17 protein-coding genes are annotated in these 23,190 nt (G+C 60.3%); 16 read left to right on the top strand and 1 reads right to left on the bottom strand.

The window, feature by feature from the left end; genetic code table 11:
* The first annotated feature begins 67 nt into the window (after positions 1 to 67).
* The 11 genes from Q5H89_RS05870 (at position 68) to Q5H89_RS05820 (ending at position 12,915) form a co-directional block, all read left to right on the top strand.
* On the top strand, positions 68 to 3,568 hold the full coding sequence (locus tag Q5H89_RS05870) for a DUF4175 family protein (protein WP_305018370.1): 3,501 nt from the start codon (positions 68 to 70) through the stop codon (positions 3,566 to 3,568).
* A 183-nt stretch (positions 3,569 to 3,751) separates the two neighbouring features.
* Positions 3,752 to 4,189 (top strand): ATP-binding protein, encoded by a 438-nt coding sequence (locus tag Q5H89_RS05865; protein WP_305018369.1) that lies wholly within the window; start codon positions 3,752 to 3,754, stop codon positions 4,187 to 4,189.
* Positions 4,186 to 4,653 carry an rRNA maturation RNase YbeY gene (ybeY, locus tag Q5H89_RS05860; RefSeq protein ID WP_305018368.1) on the top strand — a complete coding sequence of 156 codons (468 nt, stop codon included), beginning with the start codon at positions 4,186 to 4,188 and terminating at the stop codon, positions 4,651 to 4,653. The genes Q5H89_RS05865 and ybeY overlap by 4 nt, the downstream gene beginning before the upstream one ends.
* Positions 4,654 to 4,674: 21 nt before the next feature.
* The gene (locus tag Q5H89_RS05855) at positions 4,675 to 5,391 is read left to right on the top strand and encodes a GNAT family N-acetyltransferase (protein WP_305018367.1); all 717 of its coding nucleotides are present in this window, start codon (positions 4,675 to 4,677) and stop codon (positions 5,389 to 5,391) included.
* Between the two features lie 96 nt (positions 5,392 to 5,487).
* Positions 5,488 to 5,943 (top strand): GNAT family N-acetyltransferase, encoded by a 456-nt coding sequence (locus tag Q5H89_RS05850; RefSeq protein ID WP_305018366.1) that lies wholly within the window; start codon positions 5,488 to 5,490, stop codon positions 5,941 to 5,943.
* Between the two features lie 130 nt (positions 5,944 to 6,073).
* Complete coding sequence (mnmG, locus tag Q5H89_RS05845) at positions 6,074 to 7,942, top strand: tRNA uridine-5-carboxymethylaminomethyl(34) synthesis enzyme MnmG (protein WP_305018365.1); 1,869 nt, start codon at positions 6,074 to 6,076, stop codon at positions 7,940 to 7,942.
* Between the two features lie 456 nt (positions 7,943 to 8,398).
* Positions 8,399 to 9,313: a methyltransferase domain-containing protein gene (locus tag Q5H89_RS05840; RefSeq protein ID WP_305018364.1), complete on the top strand. Its 915-nt coding sequence runs from the start codon at positions 8,399 to 8,401 to the stop codon at positions 9,311 to 9,313.
* Positions 9,314 to 9,368: 55 nt separating this feature from the next.
* Positions 9,369 to 11,069 (top strand): Ig-like domain-containing domain, encoded by a 1,701-nt coding sequence (locus Q5H89_RS05835; RefSeq protein ID WP_305018363.1) that lies wholly within the window; start codon positions 9,369 to 9,371, stop codon positions 11,067 to 11,069.
* 592 nt (positions 11,070 to 11,661) lie between these two features.
* On the top strand, positions 11,662 to 11,787 hold the full coding sequence (locus tag Q5H89_RS05830) for a hypothetical protein (RefSeq protein WP_305018362.1): 126 nt from the start codon (positions 11,662 to 11,664) through the stop codon (positions 11,785 to 11,787).
* A 2-nt stretch (positions 11,788 to 11,789) separates the two neighbouring features.
* A complete protein-coding gene (locus Q5H89_RS05825) occupies positions 11,790 to 12,284 on the top strand; it encodes a DUF4385 domain-containing protein (RefSeq protein WP_305018361.1) in 495 nt (164 codons plus the stop codon).
* A 139-nt stretch (positions 12,285 to 12,423) separates the two neighbouring features.
* Positions 12,424 to 12,915 (top strand): hypothetical protein, encoded by a 492-nt coding sequence (locus tag Q5H89_RS05820; protein WP_305018360.1) that lies wholly within the window; start codon positions 12,424 to 12,426, stop codon positions 12,913 to 12,915.
* A 243-nt stretch (positions 12,916 to 13,158) separates the two neighbouring features.
* Here the strand turns inward: Q5H89_RS05820 and Q5H89_RS05815 are convergent, their stop codons facing one another.
* Entirely contained in the window at positions 13,159 to 14,559 is a 1,401-nt protein-coding gene (locus tag Q5H89_RS05815; RefSeq protein WP_305018359.1) for an inorganic phosphate transporter, read from the bottom strand.
* Positions 14,560 to 14,703: 144 nt separating this feature from the next.
* Here Q5H89_RS05815 and Q5H89_RS05810 point away from each other — a divergent pair, with 144 nt between their 5' ends.
* The 5 genes from Q5H89_RS05810 (at position 14,704) to ileS (ending at position 23,125) form a co-directional block, all read left to right on the top strand.
* Positions 14,704 to 16,215 carry a glycine--tRNA ligase gene (locus Q5H89_RS05810; protein ID WP_305018358.1) on the top strand — a complete coding sequence of 504 codons (1,512 nt, stop codon included), beginning with the start codon at positions 14,704 to 14,706 and terminating at the stop codon, positions 16,213 to 16,215.
* 56 nt (positions 16,216 to 16,271) lie between these two features.
* Positions 16,272 to 16,517, top strand: coding sequence for a DUF433 domain-containing protein (locus Q5H89_RS05805; protein WP_305018357.1), 246 nt, complete (start codon positions 16,272 to 16,274; stop codon positions 16,515 to 16,517).
* Positions 16,518 to 16,605: 88 nt separating this feature from the next.
* The gene (locus Q5H89_RS05800; protein ID WP_305018356.1) at positions 16,606 to 16,941 is read left to right on the top strand and encodes a DUF5615 family PIN-like protein; all 336 of its coding nucleotides are present in this window, start codon (positions 16,606 to 16,608) and stop codon (positions 16,939 to 16,941) included.
* Positions 16,942 to 16,972: 31 nt separating this feature from the next.
* Entirely contained in the window at positions 16,973 to 19,411 is a 2,439-nt protein-coding gene (locus tag Q5H89_RS05795) for an efflux RND transporter permease subunit (RefSeq protein ID WP_305018355.1), read from the top strand.
* A gap of 180 nt (positions 19,412 to 19,591) precedes the next feature.
* Positions 19,592 to 23,125 (top strand): isoleucine--tRNA ligase, encoded by a 3,534-nt coding sequence (gene ileS / locus Q5H89_RS05790; RefSeq protein WP_305018354.1) that lies wholly within the window; start codon positions 19,592 to 19,594, stop codon positions 23,123 to 23,125.
* The last annotated feature ends 65 nt before the right edge of the window (positions 23,126 to 23,190 follow it).

The following is a 23,190-nucleotide window of genomic DNA, read 5'->3' as shown; positions in this document are numbered from 1 at the left end:
TCGTTGGCCGGGCGGGTGTAACTTGTTGCGGCGCGGGCCCCGATGAGGTTCGCCCTCCCTTTAGCCTATGACGATGGTAGCGGACCGGCCGGCTTCGGCCGCCGGGGTTTCTTCGACTGATTTTCCGGCTCTGGCCCAGGTGCGGGCCGAGCTGGCTGCCTACAAGCGCAAGTTTTACCTGAGCCTGCTGGTGCGCGGCGGGCTGGTAGCGGCGGCCCTGCTGCTGAGCCTGTTCGTGGTATTTAATACCCTCGAATACTTCCTGTACCTGCCCACGGCGGTGCGGGCGGGGCTGCTGTTCAGCTTTTTAGCCCTGGCCGTGTATGCGGCGGGGCGCTGGCTGTGGCAGCCCCTGGCGGCGCTGGCCAACCTGCGCCGCCTGCTCAGCGACGAGCAGGCCGCCCGGCAGGTGGGCGAGCTGTTTCCGCAGGTGCAGGACCGCCTGCTGAACGCCTTGCAGCTGCAAGGCCAGGCTAGGGGCAACGAGCTGCTACTGGCCAGCCTCGAGCAGCGCGCTGCGCAGCTGCAAGGCGTGTCGTTTGCGCAGGGCATTGATATTCAACAGCAAAGCCGCCCGTTGTGGAAGTACGTGCTGCCGCCGCTGGCCGTGCTGCTACTGGCGCTGGCGTTTTTTCCGGGCTTCATCACCCAGAGTACCAGTCGCATCTGGCACTATAAGCGCCACTACTCGCGGCCCGCGCCGTTTAGTTTTGTGGTGAAGAACCGGGAGCTGAAAGTATTTAAGGGTGAGAGCTTTACCCTTGAGGTGGCCGTGGCTGGCAAAGCCCTGCCCGCCAGCCTCAGCCTGCTGACCACCGATGGCGCCGAGCGCCCCCTAGCCAAAGTGCCCGGCCACCAGGATGCGTTTCGCTACACCTTCGAGCAGCCAGCCCAGGACGTCACGTTTCAGCTCAGCGGCGCGGGTTTTGTGTCGGATGAGTACCACCTGACGGTGCTGGAGCGGCCCGATTTGCGCGACTTTACGGTGCGCGTAAGCTACCCCGCCTACACCGGCCGGCCGGCCGAAACCATCCGCAACGGCGGCAACCTCACCGTGCCCGAGGGCAGCCAGCTGCGCTGGGAGTTCAGCACGGCCGCCACCGAGGCGCTGGCCCTGCGCTTTGACAACCCCGCCGAGATGGTGCAGGCCAGCCAGCAGGGCGAGAGCTTTGTGGCCGAGCGCCGGGCGCTACGCTCGCAGCCCTACCTCGTGCTGCTGCGCAACGCGGCCGCTACCAATGCCAACCCCATTGCCTACCAACTCACGGTGCTGCCCGATGCCCCGCCCAGCCTCACGGTGGAGGCGTTTTCGGACACGACTTCGCTGCGCTACCTGGCCCTGGGCGGCACGGCTACCGATGATTATGGTCTCACGGCCCTGCGCCTGCACTACCGCCTGCACCGCGGCAGCTCGAAGGCCGGCGGCAGCTATGCCAGCCGGGCGCTGGCCCTGCCCGGCGGCGCGGGCGGCACCTATTCCTACACCTGGAACCTGGCGCCGCTGGCCCTGCAGCCCGGCGACCGCCTTGAATATTTTGTGGAAGCCGTGGACAACGACGGCGTGCACGGCCCGAAAAGCACCCGCTCGCGGCCGCTGGAGTTTCGGCTGCCCAGCCGGCGCGAGCTGGACAAACAGCTGGCCTCGCAGGCCAATTCGGTGGCTAGCCAGCTCAGTTCGGCCGCCAAGCAAAGCAAGCAGCTGGAGCGCGAGCTGGCCCGCAGCCAGGACAAGCTCAAAACCAAGCGCGACCTAAGCCGCCAGGACCGCAAGCAGCTCGAAGACATGCTGGAGCAGAAGCAGCAGCTCGACCAGCAGGTGCAGGCCATGCAGCAGCAGTTTGAGCAGCTGCAAAAGCAGCAGGACCAGCTCAGCCCCAAAAGCGAGGAGCTGGCCCAGAAGGCCGAGGAGCTGAAAAAGCTCATGAGCGACCTGCTCGACCCCGAAACCAAGAAGCTCTACGACAAGCTGCAAAAGCTGCTCGACCAGCAAAAGCAGCCCGACCCGGAAATGCAAAAGCTGCTGCAACAGCTCGAAAACAAGGAAAATACCTTGCAGAAAGAGCTGGACCGCGCCCTCGAAATGTTCAAGCAGATGCAGTTTGAGCAGAAGGCCGAGCAGACCGCCGACCGCCTCGACCAGCTAGCCAAGGAAGAGGAAAAGCTGGCCGAGAAAACGGCTGAAAACGACAAGAATAACCCCGACAACAAGCAGAGCGCCGAGCAGCAAAAAGCCCAAAACCAGCAGCTGCAGCAGGAGCAGGCCCAGAAGCGCCAGGAGTTTGAGGAGCTGAAAAAAGACCTCGCCGACCTCAAGCAGCAGGACAAGGAAATGGGCGACCAGAACGACATGGACGAGCAAAAGCCCGACCAGCAGCAAACCGACCAGGACATGCAGGACGGCGAGCAGCAGCTCAGCAAAAACCAGAACCAGAAGGCTAGCCAGAGCCAGAAGGCCGCCGCCCAGCGCATGAAAAAAATGGCCCAGAAGATGAAGGACCAGATGAGCGACGACGAGCAGCAGAAGGCCCAGCAAAACGTGGACGACCTGCGCGACATTCTGGATAACTTGGTTACGCTCAGCTTCGACCAGGAGAAATTGATGAAGGATTTCCGGGCCGTGGACCAGAGCGACCCGCGCTTTGTGCAGCTAGGCCAGACGCAGCGCAAGCTGCGCGACGACGCCCAGATAATCCAGGACTCGCTGTATGCCCTGGCCAAGCGCGAGCCCAAGATTCAGAGCTTCGTGACCCGCGAGGTGGGCGAGATGAATGGCCGCATGGACGAGAGCCTGACGCACATCAAGCAGCGCGACGTGGGCCGTGCCACCACCACCCAGCAGCAGGCCATGACCAGCATTAATAACCTGGCCCTCATGCTCTCCGATGCCCTCAACCAGATGCAGCAGGCCCTGCAGCAGATGAAAGGCCAGGGCCAGGGCCCGCCCCAGCCCGGCAGCGGCAAGGGCAAGAAAAAGGGCAAAGGCAACTCGCCCGGCCCCGGCAGCCTGGGCAAGATGCAGCAGCAGCTCAACGACCAGATTCAGCAATTGCAGCAAAGCGGAAAAACCGGCCGCGCGCTCTCGCAGGAGCTGGCCAGGCTAGCCGGCCAGCAGCAGATGCTGCGCCAGGCCATGCAGCAAATGGGCAATATGCAGCCCGGCGGCAGCAAGCCGGGTGGCAAAGAAGCCGGCAAGGACGGCAAAGGCAATAAGCCCGGCCAGGAAAAAGAGGGCCAGGGCGGGGGCGGCAACGCCGCCGAAATGAAGAAAATGATGGAGCAGACCGAAACCGACCTCGTAAACAAGCGCCTCACCGAAGAAACCATCCGGCGCCAGCGCCAGATACTGACGCGCCTGCTCGAAGCCGAAAAATCGGCCCGCGAGCGCGACCAGGATACCAAGCGCGAGGCCCAGGCCGCCCAAAACCATCCGCCGGTGTTCCCGCCGGCTTTCGACAAGTACAAAGCGGCGGCTCCGGACCGCCAAACGGAAATTTTACGTCAGCAGCAACCAACTTTAACTCCTTACTATCAGCAGAAAGTGAGCGAGTATTTCCAAAAAAATCGCTAGCATACTAGCAACCCAGCCAACATCGTTACGTAGAGGCGGGTTGCTACCGATAAAATTCAGGCTGTGCGGCGCCAAGTGGCCGAAAACCACGGTGCTACGGCGCGGCCTGTTTTTTTGCCCATAGTTTTCTACTTTTGCCCTCCCGTTTGCCGCGCTGCCCTTTCTATTCCTTCGCTACCCCTTATGAAGCAGGTTAAAATTCAGATTCCGTCGCTGGTGGAAAATATCCGCGTGGTGGAGAGCTTCATTGATAATTCTAAGGACACGTTCCAGATTGAGGACGACATCTACGGGAATATCATGGTGGCCGTCACGGAAGCTGTAAACAATGCTATCCGCCACGGCAACAAGTTTGACAAAGACAAGAACGTCTACCTCTCGCTCTACGTCAATCCGAATCAGCTGAAATTTGAGATTGAGGACGAAGGCACGGGCTTCGACTTCAACAACCTCGACGACCCCACGGCCCCCGAAAACCTCGAAAATCCCGGTGGGCGCGGTATTTTCCTCATTCGCCACCTCGCCGATGAGGTCGAGTTCAGCAAGGATGGCCGCCGCCTGGAGCTAACGTTTGCGCTGCACCCCGGCACCCCCGAAACCGCTGAGCACGCCGCCGCATGAGCGTACCCGCCGCCGCCGGCGTGCGCTACTTTGAGGCGCCCGGCATCGAATTCGTAGTAGAGGATGTGCCCGAATTTGGCCTGCACGATGCCGAAGACCTGGTGGCTTGGATTGAGCGCATTGCGGCGGTGCACGAGTATCGCATCGCGCAGCTCACGTTCATCTTTTGCACCGACGAGTACCTGCACAAGCTGAACGTAGAGTACCTCAACCACGACACGCTTACCGACATTATCACCTTCGATAATGCCGACGATGCGGAGGTGCTGGAAGGCGACATCTTCATTAGCGTGGAGCGCGTGGCCGACAACGCCAAGGACCTGAATGTCAGCTTTCGCGACGAGCTGCACCGCGTCATGATTCACGGCGTGCTGCACCTGCTAGGCTACCACGACAAGGATTTGCTGAGCCAGACGGCCATGCGCCGCAAGGAAGATTACTGCCTCTCGCTGCGCACGTTTTAAGGCTAGCCACGTTTTGGGGGTATGAGTGTTGCGCTGTCCCGCCTGCCCGGCGATTTCCTGGATTACTACCTCGCCCAGGGCTACTACCGCATGGGGCAGAATCTGTTCACCTGCAACTTCCTGCCCCTCGATACCGGCGTGTACACCACGCACTGGCTGCGCCTGGCGGTGGCCAGGGCCGACTACGGCCCCAAGCAGCGCCAGCTGTTTCGGCTCAATGGGCAGTTTACGGTAGCCGTGCGGCCGTTTCGGCTCACGCCGGAATACGAGGCGCTGTATGCGCTTTATTATCAGTCAATTGATTTTGACGCCAACCCCTCGCTAGGGGACCTCTTGCTGGAAGGAAGCCCGCACAACATCTTCGACACCCACGTGCTGGAAGTGCGCGACGGCGAGCGCCTTATCGCCGCCGGCGTCCTCGACCACGGGACGGACAGCATCGCCGGCATTGTCAATTTTTATGACCCTGCCTATCGCAAGCACAGCCTGGGCAAGTACCTGATGCTCTTGAAGCTGGAGCACGCCCGCCGCCACGGGCTAGCCTACTACTACCCCGGCTACCTGGTACACAACTACCCTAAGTTCGACTACAAGCTGTGGGCCTGCCCGGCTGCTACCGAGGTTTTTAATGCCCGTACCCACCAGTGGCGGCCCTTCAGCTGGGAGGAAGTGAACCGGGAGGCTGCTAGGCTGCTGGCCGAGCGGCAGGCCAAGGACCTGGCAGAGGAAGACGAGTAGCACCGGGCGAATGGCCTGCGCCATATTTTATTGGCTGGTAGAAATATAAAGGCGAAAATCCTGATTTTTGCGCCGCATTCTGCTTATCACCCTACCATGCTTCGCCTCGTCCGCACTACCTCCGAGAACCCCGATTTCCGCACCCTGGTGCAGCTGCTCGACCGTGAGCTGGCTGCGCGCGACGGCGCCGAAGCGACATTCTACGCCCAGTACAATAAGATTGACCTCATCCGGCACGCCGTGGTAGCCTATCAGGCCGACCAGCCGGTGGGCTGCGGCGCCTTCAAAGAATACGCGGCCGATTTGGTTGAAATCAAGCGCATGTTTGTGCAGCCCGCGCAGCGGCAGCAGGGCGTGGCTAGGGCCGTGCTGGCCGAGCTGGAGCGCTGGGCCGGCGAGCTGGGCTACGCGAGCTGCGTACTCGAAACCGGCCGGCGACAGCCCGAGGCCATTGCCCTTTATCAGCGCTGCGGCTACGCGCTCACCCCCAACTATGGGCAGTACGTGGGCATAGCGAACAGCGTGTGCATGCGGAAAGAGCTGGGAGCATAAGCCTTAGTTGACCTTGTAGGGCTAGCCCCCTTGCCGGTAGTTGGCTGAGATTGAAGTATTTTTGCAGTCTGCTAATGGCTTGGTGGCTGCGCCGCCGAACTATTTACGGCAAGCTATAGCTTACCCTACTATGTTTCAGCAAGAAGAATACGACCTCATCGTAGTGGGCGCGGGCCACGCCGGCTGCGAAGCCGCCGCCGCCGCCGCCAACCTCGGCTCGAAGGTGCTGCTGGTGACGATGAACATGAACACCATCGCCCAGATGTCGTGCAACCCCGCCATGGGCGGCGTAGCCAAGGGCCAGATAGTGCGCGAGATAGACGCGCTGGGCGGCCAGTCGGGCCTCATCACCGACCGCACCATGATTCAGTTTCGAATGCTGAACCGCTCGAAGGGCCCCGCCATGTGGAGCCCGCGCGCCCAAAGCGACCGCATGCGCTTTGCCGAAGAGTGGCGCCTGACCTTGGAGCGGATTCCGAACGTGGACTTCTGGCAGGAAGCCGTGACGGGTTTGCTGGTAGAGAACGATACCTGCGTGGGTATTACCACTGCGCTGGGCATCGAATTTCGCAGCAAAACGGTGGTGCTCACCAACGGTACGTTCCTCAACGGCCTGATTCACATTGGCGAAAAGAATTTTGGCGGTGGCCGGGCCGCCGAGAAAAACAGCCGCGGCCTCACCGAGCAATTGGTAGAGCTGGGCTTTGAGGCCGGGCGCATGAAAACCGGCACCCCGCCCCGCGTGGACGGCCGTTCGCTCGACTACTCGAAGATGGAAGTGCAGGATGGCGACGCCACCCCTAGCCGCTTCTCGTACCTCGACACGCCGCGCCTCACCGGGCAGCGGCCGTGCTATATCACGTACACCAACGAGCGGGTGCACGAGATTTTGAAGGAAGGCTTCGAGAAGTCGCCCATGTTTCAGGGGCGCATCAAGGGCCTGGGGCCGCGCTACTGCCCGAGCGTGGAAGACAAAATCAACCGCTTTGCCGACAAGGACCGCCACCAGATTTTTGTGGAGCCCGAAGGCTGGAGCACCGTGGAATGCTACATCAACGGCTTCAGCAGCTCGCTGCCCGAGGACGTGCAGTACCGCGCCCTGCGCGAAATCGCAGGCTTCGAGAAGGCCAAGATGTTCCGGCCCGGCTACGCCATCGAGTACGACTTCTTTCCGCCTACGCAGCTTACTAATGCGCTCGAAACCAAGCCGGTGCGCAACCTCTGGCTAGCCGGCCAGATTAATGGCACCACCGGCTACGAGGAAGCGGCCTGCCAGGGCCTGATGGCCGGCATCAACGCCCACCAGCGCGCCGTCGGCAAGGAGCCCTTCACGCTACGGCGCGACGAGGCCTACATCGGCGTGCTCATCGACGACCTCATCAACAAGGGCACCGACGAGCCGTACCGCATGTTTACGAGCCGCGCCGAGCACCGCATTTTGCTGCGCCAGGACAACGCCGACCTGCGCCTGACGCCCCTGGGCCACGCCCTGGGCCTGGCCAGCGACGAGCGCCTGGCCCGCGTGCACCAAAAGGAGGCCGACACGGCCGCCGTGCTGGCCGTGCTGGAGAAATTCGCCATCGAGCCGACCGCGATAAACGGCTTTCTGACTGAGCACGGCTCGGCCGAAATCCACGAGAAAACCCGGGCGCTCAACTTATTGCGCCGGCCCAATATTGAGCTGCCCGACCTGGCGGCCTTCCTACCCGAGCTGGCCGAAAAGCTGGCCGCGTTCAGCGAAGAAGCGCAGGAGCAGGCCATTATCCAAACCAAGTACGAGACGTACTTGCAGAAGGAACAGCAGCAAGCCCAGCGCATGCGCGAGCTGGAAGACTTCCACATTCGGGGCCGCCTCAACTACGGCGCCATGCCCGCCCTCAGCCACGAGGCCCGCGAAAAACTGCTCAAGATTCAGCCCGAAACCCTGGGGCAGGCTAGCCGCATCAGCGGCGTGAGCCCGGCCGACGTGTCGGTGCTGATGGTGTACCTGGGGCGGTAGATGGAGGCGCCGGCAAAACCATCCCGGCGGCCGTGGTGCGGGCCGCTGGGATGGCTATCTTTTGCTGCGTTGGGGCTAGTAGCCTGGTTTTGGGGGGCTGCCTGGCTGTGGCACTTTCACGAGCATTTCTATTACAGTGGCTACTGGTTTTTATGGATGCCCTTATCGTGGCTATTACTAGCAGGACTGGGGGTATTGGCGCTGGGGCTAGCCGTTAAGAACTTACTGCAAGGCCGGGGCTGGCGAACGTTCGGCTGGTTTTTAGTGATGAGCTTTGCGGTGGCTAACTGCCTTGTTGGCCTTCTGCCACTAGCCGTTTCGCTGGGTTTAGGCACTACTACCGAAGTACCGAAAGAAGACTAGCGTAACAGCGTTGTTCAACCCGTTACTCGACGCATGTAGTTACTTTCTTGCCCAACTTTGCAGCCTTTTATCGAGTCTGAGTTATTTCCGCCTGTGCCTACCGAATTACTAGCCAATTGCCCGGTGTGCGGCAGCCCCGACCTCCACGACAAGCTGCAGGTGCAGGACAAGTCGGTGAGCCAAGAAACCTTCACCATTCAGCAGTGCGCGGCCTGCGGCTTTCAGTTTACCAACCCCCGGCCCGACGCGGCCAACATTGGGAAATACTACGAGTCAGACGCTTACGTGTCGCACAACTCGGCCGCCCAGGGCCTGGTGAACCGGGTGTATAAGGTGGCGCGCTACTTCACGGTGCGCCGCAAGGTAGCGCTCATTAATCGGCTGAATGGGGGCCGCCCGGGCCAACTGCTCGACTACGGCTGCGGCACCGGCCACTTTTTGGCGGGTGCCAAGCGCGGCGGCTGGCAGGTAACGGGCCTGGAGCCCAACGCCCGCGCCCGCCACGATGCCACGGCCCGCGTGGGCCAGCCCATCTTGGAAGCCTCGGCGCTGGCCGGGCTAGCCCCCGGCAGCTTCGATATCATCAGCCTGTGGCACGTGCTGGAGCACGTGCACGCGCTGCACGATACCCTGGCTCAGCTCATTCGCAAGCTCAGGCCCGGCGGCAAGCTGCTCGTTGCCGTGCCCAATGCCGAGAGCCTCGACGCCCAGCACTACCGACAGAATTGGGCGGCCTACGACGTGCCGCGCCACCTCTACCACTTTGCGCCGGCCCCCATGCGCCAGCTGCTGGCCCGCCACGGCCTGCGCCTGGTGCAAACCCTGCCGCTGCCGCTCGATGCCTACTACATCAGTATGCTGAGCGAGCGCCACCTGGCGCCCGAGCGGGCGGGTGGGCCGCTGGCCGTGCTCAAGGCGGGCTATAAATCAAACCAGTACGCGGCGCAGCACGGCGGGCACTATTCGAGCGTGCTGTACGTAGCCGAGCGGGCCGCGCCCGGCCGCTAGCCCTGCGCCCGCCCGGCGGGGTACTTTTGCACACGTTTTTCCGCCGTTTTTTCTGATGGGTGTTCGCGCTGCGTTTCAATTTGTAGAGAGTTTTCGGGCTCCGGAGTGGGCTAGCCGGCCGGGCCGGGGCGCCGGGGCGGGCCTGGCGCTGGCGGGCCTGCTGGCGCTGGGCAGCTGCGCGGCCATCAGCTCGCCGCAGGGCGGGCCGCGCGATAAAACGCCGCCGCGCCTCATTGCCACCTCGCCCGACAGCGCGGCCCGCAACGTGAAGCAGCAGTTCATTCGCCTCAAGTTTTCGGAGCCCATTCAGCTCAAGGAGCTGTCGAAAAACCTGCTCATTACCCCGCAGCTGCCGGCTGATAACTCGTATTCGGTGCTGGCCGACCGCGACTTTATTACCCTCACGTTTAAGAAGCCGCTGGAGGCAAATACCACTTACTCGTTCAACTTCCGCAAGGCTATTGTGGATGCCAACGAGAGCCTGCCCGCCAAGTACCAGGCCCTGAGCTTCAGCACCGGCGCCACCCTCGACTCGGGCCGGGTGCGCGGCACGGTGCGCGACTTTTTCACCACCCGCCCCGCCGCCGATATCCTGGTGGGCCTCTACCGCACCACCGATACCGTGACGGTGCGCCGCGGCCAGCCCTACTACCTGGCCCGCACCGATGACAAGGGGCAGTTTCAGCTCAATTTTGTGCGGGTGGCCGCGTACAATCTCTACGCCTGGGCCGACAAAAACAACAACAACCGCTTCGACGATGGCGAGAAAATCGGCTACCTGCCCGCGCCGGTGTTCGTGAGCGATACCACCGCGCCGCGCACGCTGCTGCTGGTGCGCCCCGACCGCCTGCCGCCGCGCCGCACCGGCATCGAGGCCACCGCGGCGCAGGTGCGCGTTACCTTCAACGAAGGCTTGCAAGCCGCCACGCTAGCCCCGCTGGCCGCCGACGCGGCAACCCAGGCCGCCGTGCAAAGCGCTACCGAGCTTGCCGACCAGGGCCGCAGCGTGCTGATTTACAAGACCCCGGCGGTGGGCGATGGCCGCTACCTGCTGGCCGCCACCGACAGCGTGGGCAACCAACGCCGCGACACCATCAGCGTGCGCTTTCCGGTGCCCAACGCGGCCGGCAAAAAGGCGCCCGCGCCGGCTGGCACCGCCGTGGTGGGCAACCCGCGCAGCGTGTACCGCCAGGGCCAGGTGAAATTCCGCTTCCCGGTGCCCGTGCAGCTGGTGGCGGGCAAAAGCCCCGGCACCCTCACCGAAGACTCGCTGCGCACCCACGCCCTGCGCGTGCCGGCCGAGGCTAGCCTCAGCGCTACTCGCACCGAACTCACGGTGAACCTCGACACCAAGGCGCTGAAGAACGTGGAAATTCGGCTCGACAGCACGGCTATTCTGGCCGTTACGGGGCAGTCGCTGTATTTGCGGCGGCCGCTGCGCCTGCCCGTGGTAGATCAGGACCCGAGCGGGCAGCTCACGGGCACCCTCAAAACGGCGTATAAGTCCTTCGATTTGCAGCTGCTCGATGAGAAGTACCAGGTGCTGGCCCAGCTGCACAACCCGCGCGGCACCTACCGCTTCAACTACCTGGCGCCCGGCAAGTACCGCCTGCGCGTGCTCATCGACCAGGATGGCGATGGCCGCTGGCGCGGCGCCGACCCCAACCTGCGCCTGGCCCCCGAGCCGGTGTACCTCTACCCCAAGCTGCTGGAGGTGCGCGCCGGCTTCGAAATTGAGGAGCCGCTGAGCTTTTAGGCTCTTCCCCGCGGCTAGCCCGCGTTCATCTTTCCCGGGCGCCAATTGTGCATAAGCGGCCGTCAACCCTGGTTGGCGGCCGCTTTCTTTTGCCCACGGTGGATAACTAAGCTGCGTTTCCAGTTACTGAGCGCAGCTTTTGGCATTTATGCACGAGTTATCCACTATGTTATCCACTGGTGTGGGCCAGGCGGGCGTTTTCTGTGGAAAACTGTGGGGAAAGGTGTGGGCAACCTGTGGATAGAATGCGCACAAGTTTTTTTGGTGGTTCGCCCCCGCTAGCAGCTCGGCGGGCGTGTGGATAACCGTGGATAACTTCCGGGGCCCACGCACACTATCCACACCGGGCCTACCCTGTGAATAGTGGATAAGTGGATAACCCCTGTGAATAGTGGATAACCCAGGTAAGTTCTTGATAAATACCGCCATGATATGCACATTGGCTGTGGATAGCCGGTGCATAAGCCCATAGTTACCCACTGGTTATCCACGCTGTGGACAACTCGCGGCGGTTATCAACTTATCCACTGCCCTGATGGATGGGAATGAAAGAAGATTTTTTAAAAAAGAAATTAATTCACAATTTGGGTTTGTGGAAAACCTCGGTTCGTGGAAAACCCTGCGGGCCGGGGCTAGCGGGCCAACCCTGGCCCGGCGCTGGCCGTTGTGCACAAAAGGCGGGCACTGCCTGTGGATAAGTGCCGCCCGCGCCCGCTAGCCATGCCCTTCGATTACACCTTGGATTTTGCCACCGTCGATTTTCGCCAGCACCCCGAGCTTTACCGCGTGGGCAAGGGCGAGCAGGGCGTGCTGCTGGTGCAGCCCTACAAGGGCGAAATCCTGCCCCACTGGCGCTTCAAGGATGCGGCGGCGGCCCGGGAGTCATCGGCGGCTATCTGGGGCCTGCTGGAGGCTTATTTGAAGCAGCACGACTTTGTGGGGGCCGACATGGCCCGCAAGTTTTTGCAGATGGGCTACACCCGCGCCCGGCGCTATGCCAACCACGCGGGCGGCAAAAAATACGCGGGGCCCGTGCCCGCCGACAAAAAAGGCCAGAGCGGCGCCCACGGCCGCGCCGAATTGCCGCGTAATGCACATCCCGATGTGGATAAAGTAGAAGCCGCCGCTATTTTCAAGCAGAAGTGGGATGAGGCCCGCGCCCTGCCCGAATACCAGAAGCAAAAAGCCGCCTTCGAGGAGCGCTACGGCAAGTAGCCCGGCAGTTATGCACCGGAGTAATCCACAGGCTGTGGAAAACTTAGTGCCTAGCCAGCCGGGTATTACCCAGCCAGAAGCGCTTCAGTGGTTATTCACCCGGCTACCTTTGTTATCAACTTCAACAACCCCTTTCCCCATGAGCACCACCGCCACCACCCCTAGCAGCATCGAGGAAAACGAAATTATCCTGGGCACCGGCATGGGCCCGCTGCGCTTCGGCACCACCATGGACGAGGTGCGCACCCTAGTGGGCGAGCCCGAAGAAATCGACGAGTCGGAAGACGAGGACGAGTTCGAGCACCAGGCCTGGAACTACTACGAGGAAGACCACCTGCTTTCGCTGTACTTCGACCGCGAGGACGATTTCCGCCTGAGCTGCATCGAAACCGACAACCCCAACCTGCGCCTGTTTGGCGAGGTTATCCACGGCCAGCCGCTCGATAAGATTAAGGCCCTCATGCAGCGCCACGGCCAGGCCGCGCCCGAAATTGAAACCATGGAGGGCGGCGAAGTGCGCCTGAGCTACGAGAAATCGATGATAGACCTCTATTTTGAGGAAGGCCTGCTGCAATTCGTCAACTTCGGCGTCTTCATCAACGACGACCTGGAGGTGCAGTGGCCCAAGTAGGGCTGAGCAGTTGACAACCTGAAAGTTCCCCGGATTAGCCGGTGTTTACTCCCGGCTCAGAAAAGTTATCCACAAAAACGCCACTTTTTAGTGTGGATAAGTGGATAACTCGGTGAAGCTGGGATTATTCCCAGGTTACCGGCTTTTGTTTTGGCCAAGCACCCTAGCAAAAAAGCCAACCCTAACCGGGTTGGCTTTTTTGTGTGCAGGCGAATACAGAAGGCCAGTTGCGGCGCCGGCGGCCTAGCCACTGATGGAGCGGAAGAGCAGAAACAGGCCGCCGGCCAGCACCATCGTTACGGGCAGGGTGAGCACCCAGGCCAGGGCAATGCTGCGCACCATTTCGGGGTTGATGTTCTTGACGCCCCGGCTCGCCACCATGCTGCCCGCAATGCTCGACGTGAGCACGTGCGTGGTGGAGGTAGGCAAGCCCGACTGCGTGCTCAGGCCAATCATGGCGGCGGCCACCAGCTCGGAGCTGGCGCCCTGCGCGTAGGTGAGGTGCTCTTTGCCGATGCGCTCGCCGATGGTCTTCACGATGCGCTGCCAGCCGATGGTGGTGCCGCAGGCCAGCGACAGGCTCACCATCAGCAGCACCTGCCAGGGCGCGTAGTCGGTGAAGGTTTTCATAATATCCACGGCCTTGGTGTAGGTTTCGCGGTCGGCGGTGCTAAGGCTCACCTGCTCGGAGCCGATGAGCTTCTTGCCCCGGTTGGCGAGCAGCAGAATATCGCGCCGAATCTCGAAGCGCGCTTCTTTCGGCAGGTCTTCCACCTTGGTTTTGCCGGCAAATACGCGGTCGAGGTCGGCCGTCTGGGTGCGTACCTGGGCTAGCAGCTGCTGGTCGGTAGCGCTCATCTCGGCCGGGTTGAGGCGGTTGATAACGTACTCGACCTTGGTGAGCGACTCGCGCAGGTCGAGCGGATTCTTGCTGTTGTCGAGGGCAAAATGTACGGGCACGATGCCAATCAGAATCAGCATAATAAGGCCCACACCCTTCTGGCCGTCGTTGGAGCCGTGAAAAAAGCTCACCAGCGTGCAGGTGGTAATGAGGGTGAGGCGAATGAAGAGCGGCGGCGGGCGGCGCTTGCGCGGTTCCTTAAACAAGGCTTTGCTACCAAAGCGCTTGAGTACGAACATCATGAGAATGGTGAAGGTGAAGCCCAGAATGGGGCTCAGCAGCAGGGCTAGCCCGCTTTCGCCGGCCTTGCTCCAGTTCACGGCCGCGCCCTTGCCGCCGGGCAGCAGCGAAAACGCAATGCCCACGCCCAGAATGGACCCAATGAGCGCGTGCGACGACGACGAGGGGATGCCGTAGTACCAGGTGCCCACGTTCCAGATGATGGCCGCCACGATGAGCGCGCCCACCATGGCAATGCCGTGGTACACATTCTGGTCTACGAGGCTCTCGACGGGCAGCAGGTACACAATGCCCATGGCCACGCCAATGCCCCCGGCAAACACGCCGATGAAGTTCCAGAAGGCCGACCAGACCACCGCCACCCAGGGCCGTAGGGTATTGGTGTAGATAACGGTGGCCACGGCGTTGGCCGTGTCGTGAAAGCCGTTAACGAATTCAAAAGCGCAGGCGGCTAGCAAACAGACGGCCAGCAGCAGCAAAACATGGGGTTCGAGTCCGAACATATAAGGGAGCCGGAGTGGGTAGCCGGCCCGCAAAATTAACCCGGCATGAAGCTAGCGGCATGTTACCGAATCGTGACCACCGATTCAATCCGTTAAATCCGGTTGAATCTGCGGTGTTGAAGCTAAGGCGTAGTTTTGTAGCTTATGAGCAAGCCTACTACGCCCGCCGAAAGCGCCCAGCTAAAAGATATCGTGGCCCACGCCAAGGAATATGGTTTCGTATTCCAGTCCTCCGAAATCTACGATGGCCTAGCCGCCGTGTACGACTACGGCCCCAACGGCGTGGAGCTGAAAAACAACCTCAAGCGCCTGTGGTGGGAAACCATGACCCAGCTGCACGGCAACGTGGTGGGCATCGACGCGGCCATTTTCATGGCCCCCCAAACCTGGGAGGCCAGCGGCCACGTGGCGGGCTTCAACGACCCGCTCATCGATAACCTCGACAGCAAGAAGCGCTACCGTGCCGATGTGCTCATCGAAGAAAAAGCGGCCGAGTACGAAAACGCCGGCGACCCGGCCCGCGGCGCCGCCCTCACGGCCGAAATGGGCCGCCTGCTCACCGCCAACGACCTGGCCGGCGTGCGCCAGCTCATTATTGACGAGAAAATCCTGTGCCCCGTGTCGGGCACCGGCAACTGGACGGAGGTGCGCCAGTTCAACCTGATGTTCTCGACCCAGGGCTCGGCCGTAGACTCGGAGGCGCCGCCCGTGTACCTGCGCCCCGAAACGGCCCAGGGCATCTTCGTGAACTTCCTGAACGTGCAGAAATCGGCGCGGATGAAAATCCCGTTCGGCATTGCCCAAATCGGGAAGGCCTTCCGCAACGAGATTGTGGCCCGTCAGTTCATCTTCCGGATGCGCGAGTTTGAGCAGATGGAGATGCAATTCTTCGTGCGCCCCGGCACGGAAGGCGAATGGTACGACACCTGGAAGGCCGCCCGCCGCCGCTTCCACGAGGCGCTGGGCCTGCCGGCCGCCAAGCTGCGCTTTCACGACCACGACAAGCTGGCCCACTACGCCAAGGCGGCCGTGGATATCGAGTACGAGTTCCCTTTCGGCTTCAAGGAAATGGAGGGCATCCACTCGCGCGGCGACTTCGACCTGACCCAGCACCAGAACCTGAGCCGCAAAAAGCAGCAGTACTTCGACAACGACCTCGATCCCGCCACCGGCAAGCCCTACGGCAACTACGTGCCCTACGTGGTGGAAACGTCGGTCGGGGCCGACCGCTTGTTTCTGGCCACGCTCTGCGAGGCGTTCCAGGAAGAAACCATCACCGAAGGCGAGGGCGACGCCCAAACCACCAAGCAGCGCACCTTCCTGAAGCTGCACCCGGCGGTGGCACCCATCAAGGCGGCCATTTTTCCGCTGGTGCGCAAGGACGGTATGCCCGAAAAAGCGCAGCAGATTTTCGACGAGCTGCGCTTCGATTTCCGCTTGGTAATCGAGGACAAAGACGCCATCGGCAAGCGCTACACGCGCCAGGACCTAATCGGGACGCCTTTTTGTATTGTGGTAGACGGCCAAACGCTGGAAGACGACACCGTGACGGTGCGCCACCGCGACACCCGCGAGCAAACCCGGATGCCCATCGGCGCGTTGCGGGCGTACATCGGCGAAGCCGTGAGCTTTAAAACGGTGTTTGCGAAGCTCTAGGACGCACCTTTTGAGGGGTATAATTCGTTACTTATCCTCGCTAAACTTTCAAGGCTATGACTCCTGCTGACACATACATTTTCGAGCGCATCACTGTAAATCCGGACCGTTGCAATGGTCGCCCAACTATTCGGGGAACGCGGCTTACGGTGGCTAACATTCTGGATTTTCTAGGCGCGGGCGACTCGGTAGATGATATGCTTGATGAATATCCGCAACTAGAGCGTGAGGATGTACTTGCCTGCATTCGGTTTGCCCTTGCCACTGTGCGCGAGAAATACGAGTCGCAACTGGTGCTTTGAGTGTATCAGAGAGAGGTTTTTAGGCAAGCGTAGACCACTTCTCTCAAACCAGACGCGTTTAGCTGTCAGGGTATGGCACCTTTGCAGCATGACACCTCGCTTTTTACTTGATGCTAATATCTCGTCACGTTCGCGGCATTGGCAACAGCCAGAATTTGAATCAGCTCCCGACCACTGGGATGACTACACCGTATGGCAATACGCTGCTGAGCACAACTTAATTATCGTAACTAAAGAGGTAGATTTTGAGGACCGAGCCCTGCGCTACGCGCCGCCACAAGTGGTGCGGTTTTGTATAGGTAACATGCGACGTCAGGTTTTTCGTGCTTTCCTAGCCGAAAAATGGGAGCACATTCTGGCCGCGCTAGCCCAACCGCAGGTGCGGTTAGTACGGGTGTATGCTGACCGCTTGGAAACGGCTTGAAGCCGAAAATTTATAGTTAAACCCGAATCCTATGTGGGGACATATCGCCCTGTTTATCATTAAGTTCCGGCGGATTCTGCTGTTGCTTATTGCCGTTTCGACCCTAGGTATGGCCTACGTGGCGCGCAATGTGGAAATGACCTACGACTTTGCCCAGGTCGTGAGCCCGAAGGACCCCGACATGGTGTACTTCCAGCAGTTCAAAAAAACCTTTGGCGAGGATGGCAACATCCTCGTGCTAGGGATGCAGGACAGCGCCGTGTACAAGCTGCCGCAGTTTCGGCTCTACGACCAGCTTGCCAATGACTTGGTGAAAGTACCGGGCGTGTCGGGCGTGCTAGGCCTGCCCAAGCTGATTCAGATTCAGAAGGATACGGTAAACAACAGCTTCGTGACGGCGCCCGTTTTTGCGAAGCCGCCCACCAGCCAGGCCCAGCTCGACTCGCTGATGCGGGTGGTGAACAGCATTGAGTTTTACAAGGGCCAGGTAGTGGCGCCGCGCACCGGCGCCACGCTGCTAGCCGTGACGCTCGACCCCAAGTGGCTGAACTCGGACCGGCGCAAAGAGGTGATGAACAACATCTTGAACCTGAGCACCAAGTTTGAGAAGGATGCCAAAATCAAGCTGCACTACGCGGGCCTGCCCTACGTGCGCTCGACCATGACGAGCAAGGTATCGGCCGAGATGAAGTTCTTTGCCGGGCTGATGGTGGTGGTGATGGCCATCATTTTGTTCGTGTTTTTCCGCACGTGGTCGGCGGTGGTGGTGCCGCTGCTGGTCGTCATTATCGTGATGATATGGTGCGTGGCCAGCATTGTGTTGCTCGGGTTTAAAATCAACCTGCTCACGGGCCTGATACCGTCTATCCTGGTGGTTATCAGCGTGCCCAACTGTACATACCTGCTCTCGCGCTACCACTACGACTACCGCAAATCGGGCAATCAGGTGCTGGCCATGACGCGCGTAATTCGTAAAATCGGCCTCATTACGCTGGTGAATAATACGACCACGGCCATCGGCTTTTTCGTGTTCACCTTCACCGATATTGCCATTCTGTACCAGTTTGGGCTAGTGGCCACGATTAATATTTTCGTGGCCTTCATCATCAGCTTCATCATGATTCCGGCGGTATTTACCTACCTGCCCGGCCCCACCGATAAGCAGCTGGAGCACCTCGATTCGAAGCCGCTGGTGGGCATTATTCACTTTCTCGACTTCATTGTGCTGCGGCGTCGGCGCACCATTTACCTCACGGCGGCGCTGCTGGTGGGGCTAGCCTCCATTGGTATTTCGCGCATCGAGGCCGTGTCGTTTATGGTCGACGACCTGCCCAAGCAAAGCTCCGTGAACGAGGACCTGAGCTTCTTCGAGGCGCGCTTCGGCGGGGTAATGCCCCTGGAGTTTGTGGTAGATACCAAGCAGCCCAAGGGCCTGCTAAAACTACCCAACCTGCAGAAAATCGACCAGTTCGACAAGTTTTTGCAAGCGCAGCCCGAGCTATCCACGCCCATCAGCATGGTTACGTTTTTGAAAGCCGCCAAGCAAGCCTTCTACAACGGCAACCCAGAGTTTTACAAGCTGCCGGATAAGGACGATAAGAGCTTCATTCTGAGCTACCTGGCCAATTCGCAAGGCAAGGGAGCCAACTCGACGAGTAAGCTGCTCAAAACCTTCATGGACAGCACGCAGCAGCGGGCGCGCATCAGCGTAAAAATTGCCGACATTGGTTCGCACAAGCTTGATACGCTGGTGAATAAGCGCATTGAGCCGGCCATCAAGCGAATTTTTGCGGGCACCGATATGGAAGTGCGCCGCACCGGCACAACGGTCATTTTTACCAAGGGCAACGAGTACGTTATCGGTACGCTGGGCGAAAGCCTGATGTGGGCCTTTGGGCTGGTGGCGCTGGTAGTGCTGCTACTGTTTCACTCGGTACGCACCATTTTCTACGCCTTAATACCCAATATTTTAACGCTGACCCTGACGGCCGGCGTGATGGGTTATTTTGGCATTGCGCTGAAACCGGCCACGGCCCTGATTTACGTGATAGCGCTGGGCATCGACGGCGATAATTCAATTCACCTGCTAGCCAAGTTTCGGCAAGAGATGGCCATGCCCGGCAAGAGCGTGAGCGAGGCCATCACCAACACGCTGAGCGAGGCTGGGTCGAGCATGTTCTACACCAGTATCGTGCTCTTTATCGGGTTCAGTATCTACGGCTTCAGCGAGTTTGGCGGCACCAAGGCGCTCGGGGTGCTCATGGGCGCTTCGCTGCTCATTACCAACTTCTCAAACCTGATTTTCCTGCCGGCGCTGCTGGTTACTTTCGAGCGCGGCGGCAGCTGGAAAACGCCTAAAGCGGCCTTGGTGCACCACTACGATGAGAGCTACCACGAGGAAGACGACGACATTGACCTGAATTTGCAGCGCCTCAGCGTGGAGCAGGGCAATGCTGTAAAAACGACTTAACTGGTTTGTCATGCTGAGCGGAGCGCAGCGGAGTCGAAGCATCTCTACCGCTTCGTTGCGGGCGTTAGAAGTTAGTATTGAGGTAGAGATGCTTCGACTTCGCTACGCTACGCTCAGCATGACAGACGATTTTTAGAAAAGCTAACAGCCAGCGGCCAAAAGCCAATAGCTAGTAATACAATGACTTACCCCGAATACAAGCAGCCGCTCGACTACGCCAAGCTCGCCACCGACGTGCGGGCCTACTGGGACGCCAACGGCATCTTTGAGAAGAGCGTGAGCAGCCGCGAGGGCCAGCCCACGTTCGTGTTTTACGAGGGCCCGCCCTCGGCCAACGGCCAGCCCGGCATTCACCACGTGATGGCGCGGGCGGTGAAGGATATCTTCTGCCGCTACCAGACGCTGCTGGGCAAGCAGGTGCCCCGCAAGGGCGGCTGGGACACCCACGGCCTGCCCATCGAGCTGCAAGTGGAGAAGGAGCTGGGTATCACAAAAGAGGATATCGGCCACAAAATCAGCGTCGAAGACTATAACCAGCGCTGCCGCGAAACCGTGATGCGCTTCAAGGCGCAGTGGGACGAGCTGACCCAGCAAATGGGCTACTGGGTGGACCTTGACGACCCCTACATCACCTTCGAGCCCGAGTATATCGAGAGCTGCTGGGCCCTGCTCAAGAAGCTCTACGACAAGGGTTTTCTGTACAAAGGCTACACCATTCAGCCCTACTCGCCAGCCGCCGGCACGGGTCTCAGCTCGCACGAGCTGAACCAGCCCGGCACGTATAAGGACGTGAAGGACACGACCATCGTGGCCCAGTTTAAGGTGGTGCGCGATGAGAAGTCGGAGAGGCTGTTTACTGGTGTTGATAACTCTAACTTGAGAGATATAGACCGAGCTGAAACCTATATTTTAGCTTGGACAACTACGCCGTGGACACTTCCCGCTAATACTGCACTGGCAGTTGGAAAGAACATTAAATATGTTCTTGTTCGGACGTTTAATCCTTATACTTTACGTCCGATACAGATTGTTTTGGCTAAGGATTTACTTAAAAAATACTTTCCAAATCCTGAAGAAACTGTTTTCACAGAATTTGATTCTACTTATTTTCTGGAAAGTATCCCCAGATGGTTAGACCAGGGTAATCCTTTGTCAGTTAGTGGTGTTCTGCGGGATTATCCTGAAATCTTCACAAGCGTAGCTGTTAAAAGGAACAATATTCCTTACCGAGTTATCCGTGAGTTCACGGGCGCCGACCTAGTCGGCATCCACTACGAGCGCCTATTCAACACCGAAGCTGGCTTCCCGCACTTTGAGGGCGAGGAAAACGCCTTCCGCGTCATCCCCGGCGACTTCGTGACCACGGAGGATGGTACGGGCATCGTGCACATCTCGCCCACGTTTGGCGCCGACGACTTCCGGGTAGCGCAACTCAATGGCATCCCCGCGCTGATGGTGGCCGACGACCAGGGCAAGCTCGGCCCCATCGTGGACCGCACGGGCCGCTACGTGGCCCAAATGGGCGAGTTTGGCGGCCGCTGGGTGAAGAACTACGATGGCCACGACCAGAGTGGCGCCGACTATAAAACGCTGGACGAGAGCATCGCCATCCGGATGCGGACCAACGGCACGGCCTTCAAAACCGAGAAGTACGAGCACACCTACCCGCACTGCTGGCGCACCGATAAGCCGGTGCTCTACTACCCGCTCGACTCGTGGTTTATCAAGACCACGGCGGTGAAAGACCGCCTCATCGAGCTGAATAAAACCATCAACTGGAAGCCCGAAAGCACCGGCACCGGCCGCTTCGGCAACTGGCTCGAAAACCTGGTGGACTGGAACCTCAGCCGCTCGCGCTACTGGGGCACGCCGCTGCCCATCTGGCGCACCCAGGACCGTACCGAGGAAATCTGCATCGGCAGCATCGCCGAGCTGAAGGCGGAGATTGACAAGGCCGTGGCGGCCGAAATCATGACCCACAACCCCTACGCCAACGGCGAGAAAATCGACCTGCACCGCCCGTATGTGGACGATATTTTCCTGGTGAGCCCTAGCGGCCAGCCCATGTACCGCGAGCCCGACCTTATCGACGTGTGGTTTGACTCGGGCGCGGTGCCGTATGCGCAGTGGCATTATCCGTTTGAAAATCAAGAGGTTTTCGCCAAGAACTTCCCCGCCGACTTCATCGCCGAAGGCGTAGACCAAACGCGCGGCTGGTTCTTCACGCTGCACGCCCTAGCCGTGATGCTGGAAGATTCGGTAGCCTTTAAAAACGTGATTGCCAACGGCCTGGTGCTGGATAAAAACGGCAACAAGATGAGCAAGCGCCTCGGCAACGCCGTGGACCCGTTTGCGACCATCGCGCAGTTCGGCCCCGACGCCACGCGCTGGTATATGATTGCCAACTCGCCGCCGTGGGACAACCTCAAGTTTGACCAGGCGGGCGTAACGGAGGTGCAGCGCAAGTTTTTCGGCACGCTGTTCAACACGTACTCATTTTTTGCGCTCTACGCCAACCTGGACGGCTTCCAGACCCGCGAGTTCGACCGCGTGCCGCTGGCCGACCTGAGTGAGCTGGACCGCTGGATTCTGAGCAAATTGCACACGCTGATAGGGGAGGTGCGCGGCCACCTCGACAACTACGACCCCACCAAGGCCGCCCGCGCCATCCAGGAGTTCGTGACCGACCAGCTCTCTAACTGGTACGTGCGCCTCTCGCGCCGCCGCTTCTGGAAGGGCGAGCTGACGACCGATAAGCGCGCCGCCTACGAAACCTTGCAGCAATGCCTGGTGGTGGTGGCCCAACTGATGTCGCCCATCGCGCCGTTCTTCGGCGACTGGCTCTACAAAAACATGACGGATGGCATGCGCGCCGAGGCCGTGGCCAACAACACGCCGCTAGCCCCGGAATCAGTTCATCTCACCTTGTTTGCCGAGTCTGATAGCTCACTCATCGACAAGGCTTTGGAAGAGCGAATGGAACTGGCCCAGCGCATCAGCTCGCTCACGCACTCCTTGCGCAAGAAGTCGGTGCTGAAGGTGCGGCAGCCCTTGCAGCGTATTCTGGTGCCGGTGCTCAATGAGTTTACCAAAGAGCAGGTTGGTCTGGTCGAAGACCTGATTTGCGCGGAGGTGAACGTGAAGCACATCGAGTTTCTCGACGATACGAGCGGCGTGCTGGTGAAGTCGGTGAAGCCTAATTTCAAGCGGCTGGGCCAGGTGTACGGCCCGCGCCTGAAGGCCGTGGGCGCCCGCATCCAGACCCTGAGCAGCGACGAGCTAAACCGGCTTGAAAAGCAAGGCGAGCTGGCCGTAGAAGTTGAGGGCGAAACCCTCACGCTGCACCTCGACGAGGTCGAAATCCGCACCCAGGACCTGCCCGGCTGGCTCGTGGCTACCGACGGCCCGCTTACCGTGGCCCTCGACGTGACGCTCACCGACGAGCTGCGCCAGGAGGGGCTGGCCCGCGAGCTGGTCAACCGCCTCCAGAACCTGCGCAAAGATTCGGGCCTCGAAGTGCAGGACCGCATCCAGGTTGCCCTAGCTGGCAGCGCGCCGGCCGAGCTGCAAGCCGCCGTGCAAGCGTTTGGCGACTACATCCGCGAGGAAGTGCAGGCCCAGCGCCTCGACTTTGTGCCGGGCCTGGCCGACGGCGCAGTGCTGGAGTTTGATGACTTCTCGGTGCCGGCCAAAATTGAAGTCGTAACTGCCTGACTATGAATAACACGACCGCGCCTGAAAACGCGGCCGGGTTTTCCCGCGCACAATACCTTTCTTTC

The sequence above is a fragment of the Hymenobacter cheonanensis genome (assembly GCF_030581075.1).
GTDB lineage: Bacteria > Bacteroidota > Bacteroidia > Cytophagales > Hymenobacteraceae > Hymenobacter.
Note: the sequence above shows the minus strand (reverse complement) of the source record. Positions and strands in the feature narration are given on the sequence as shown.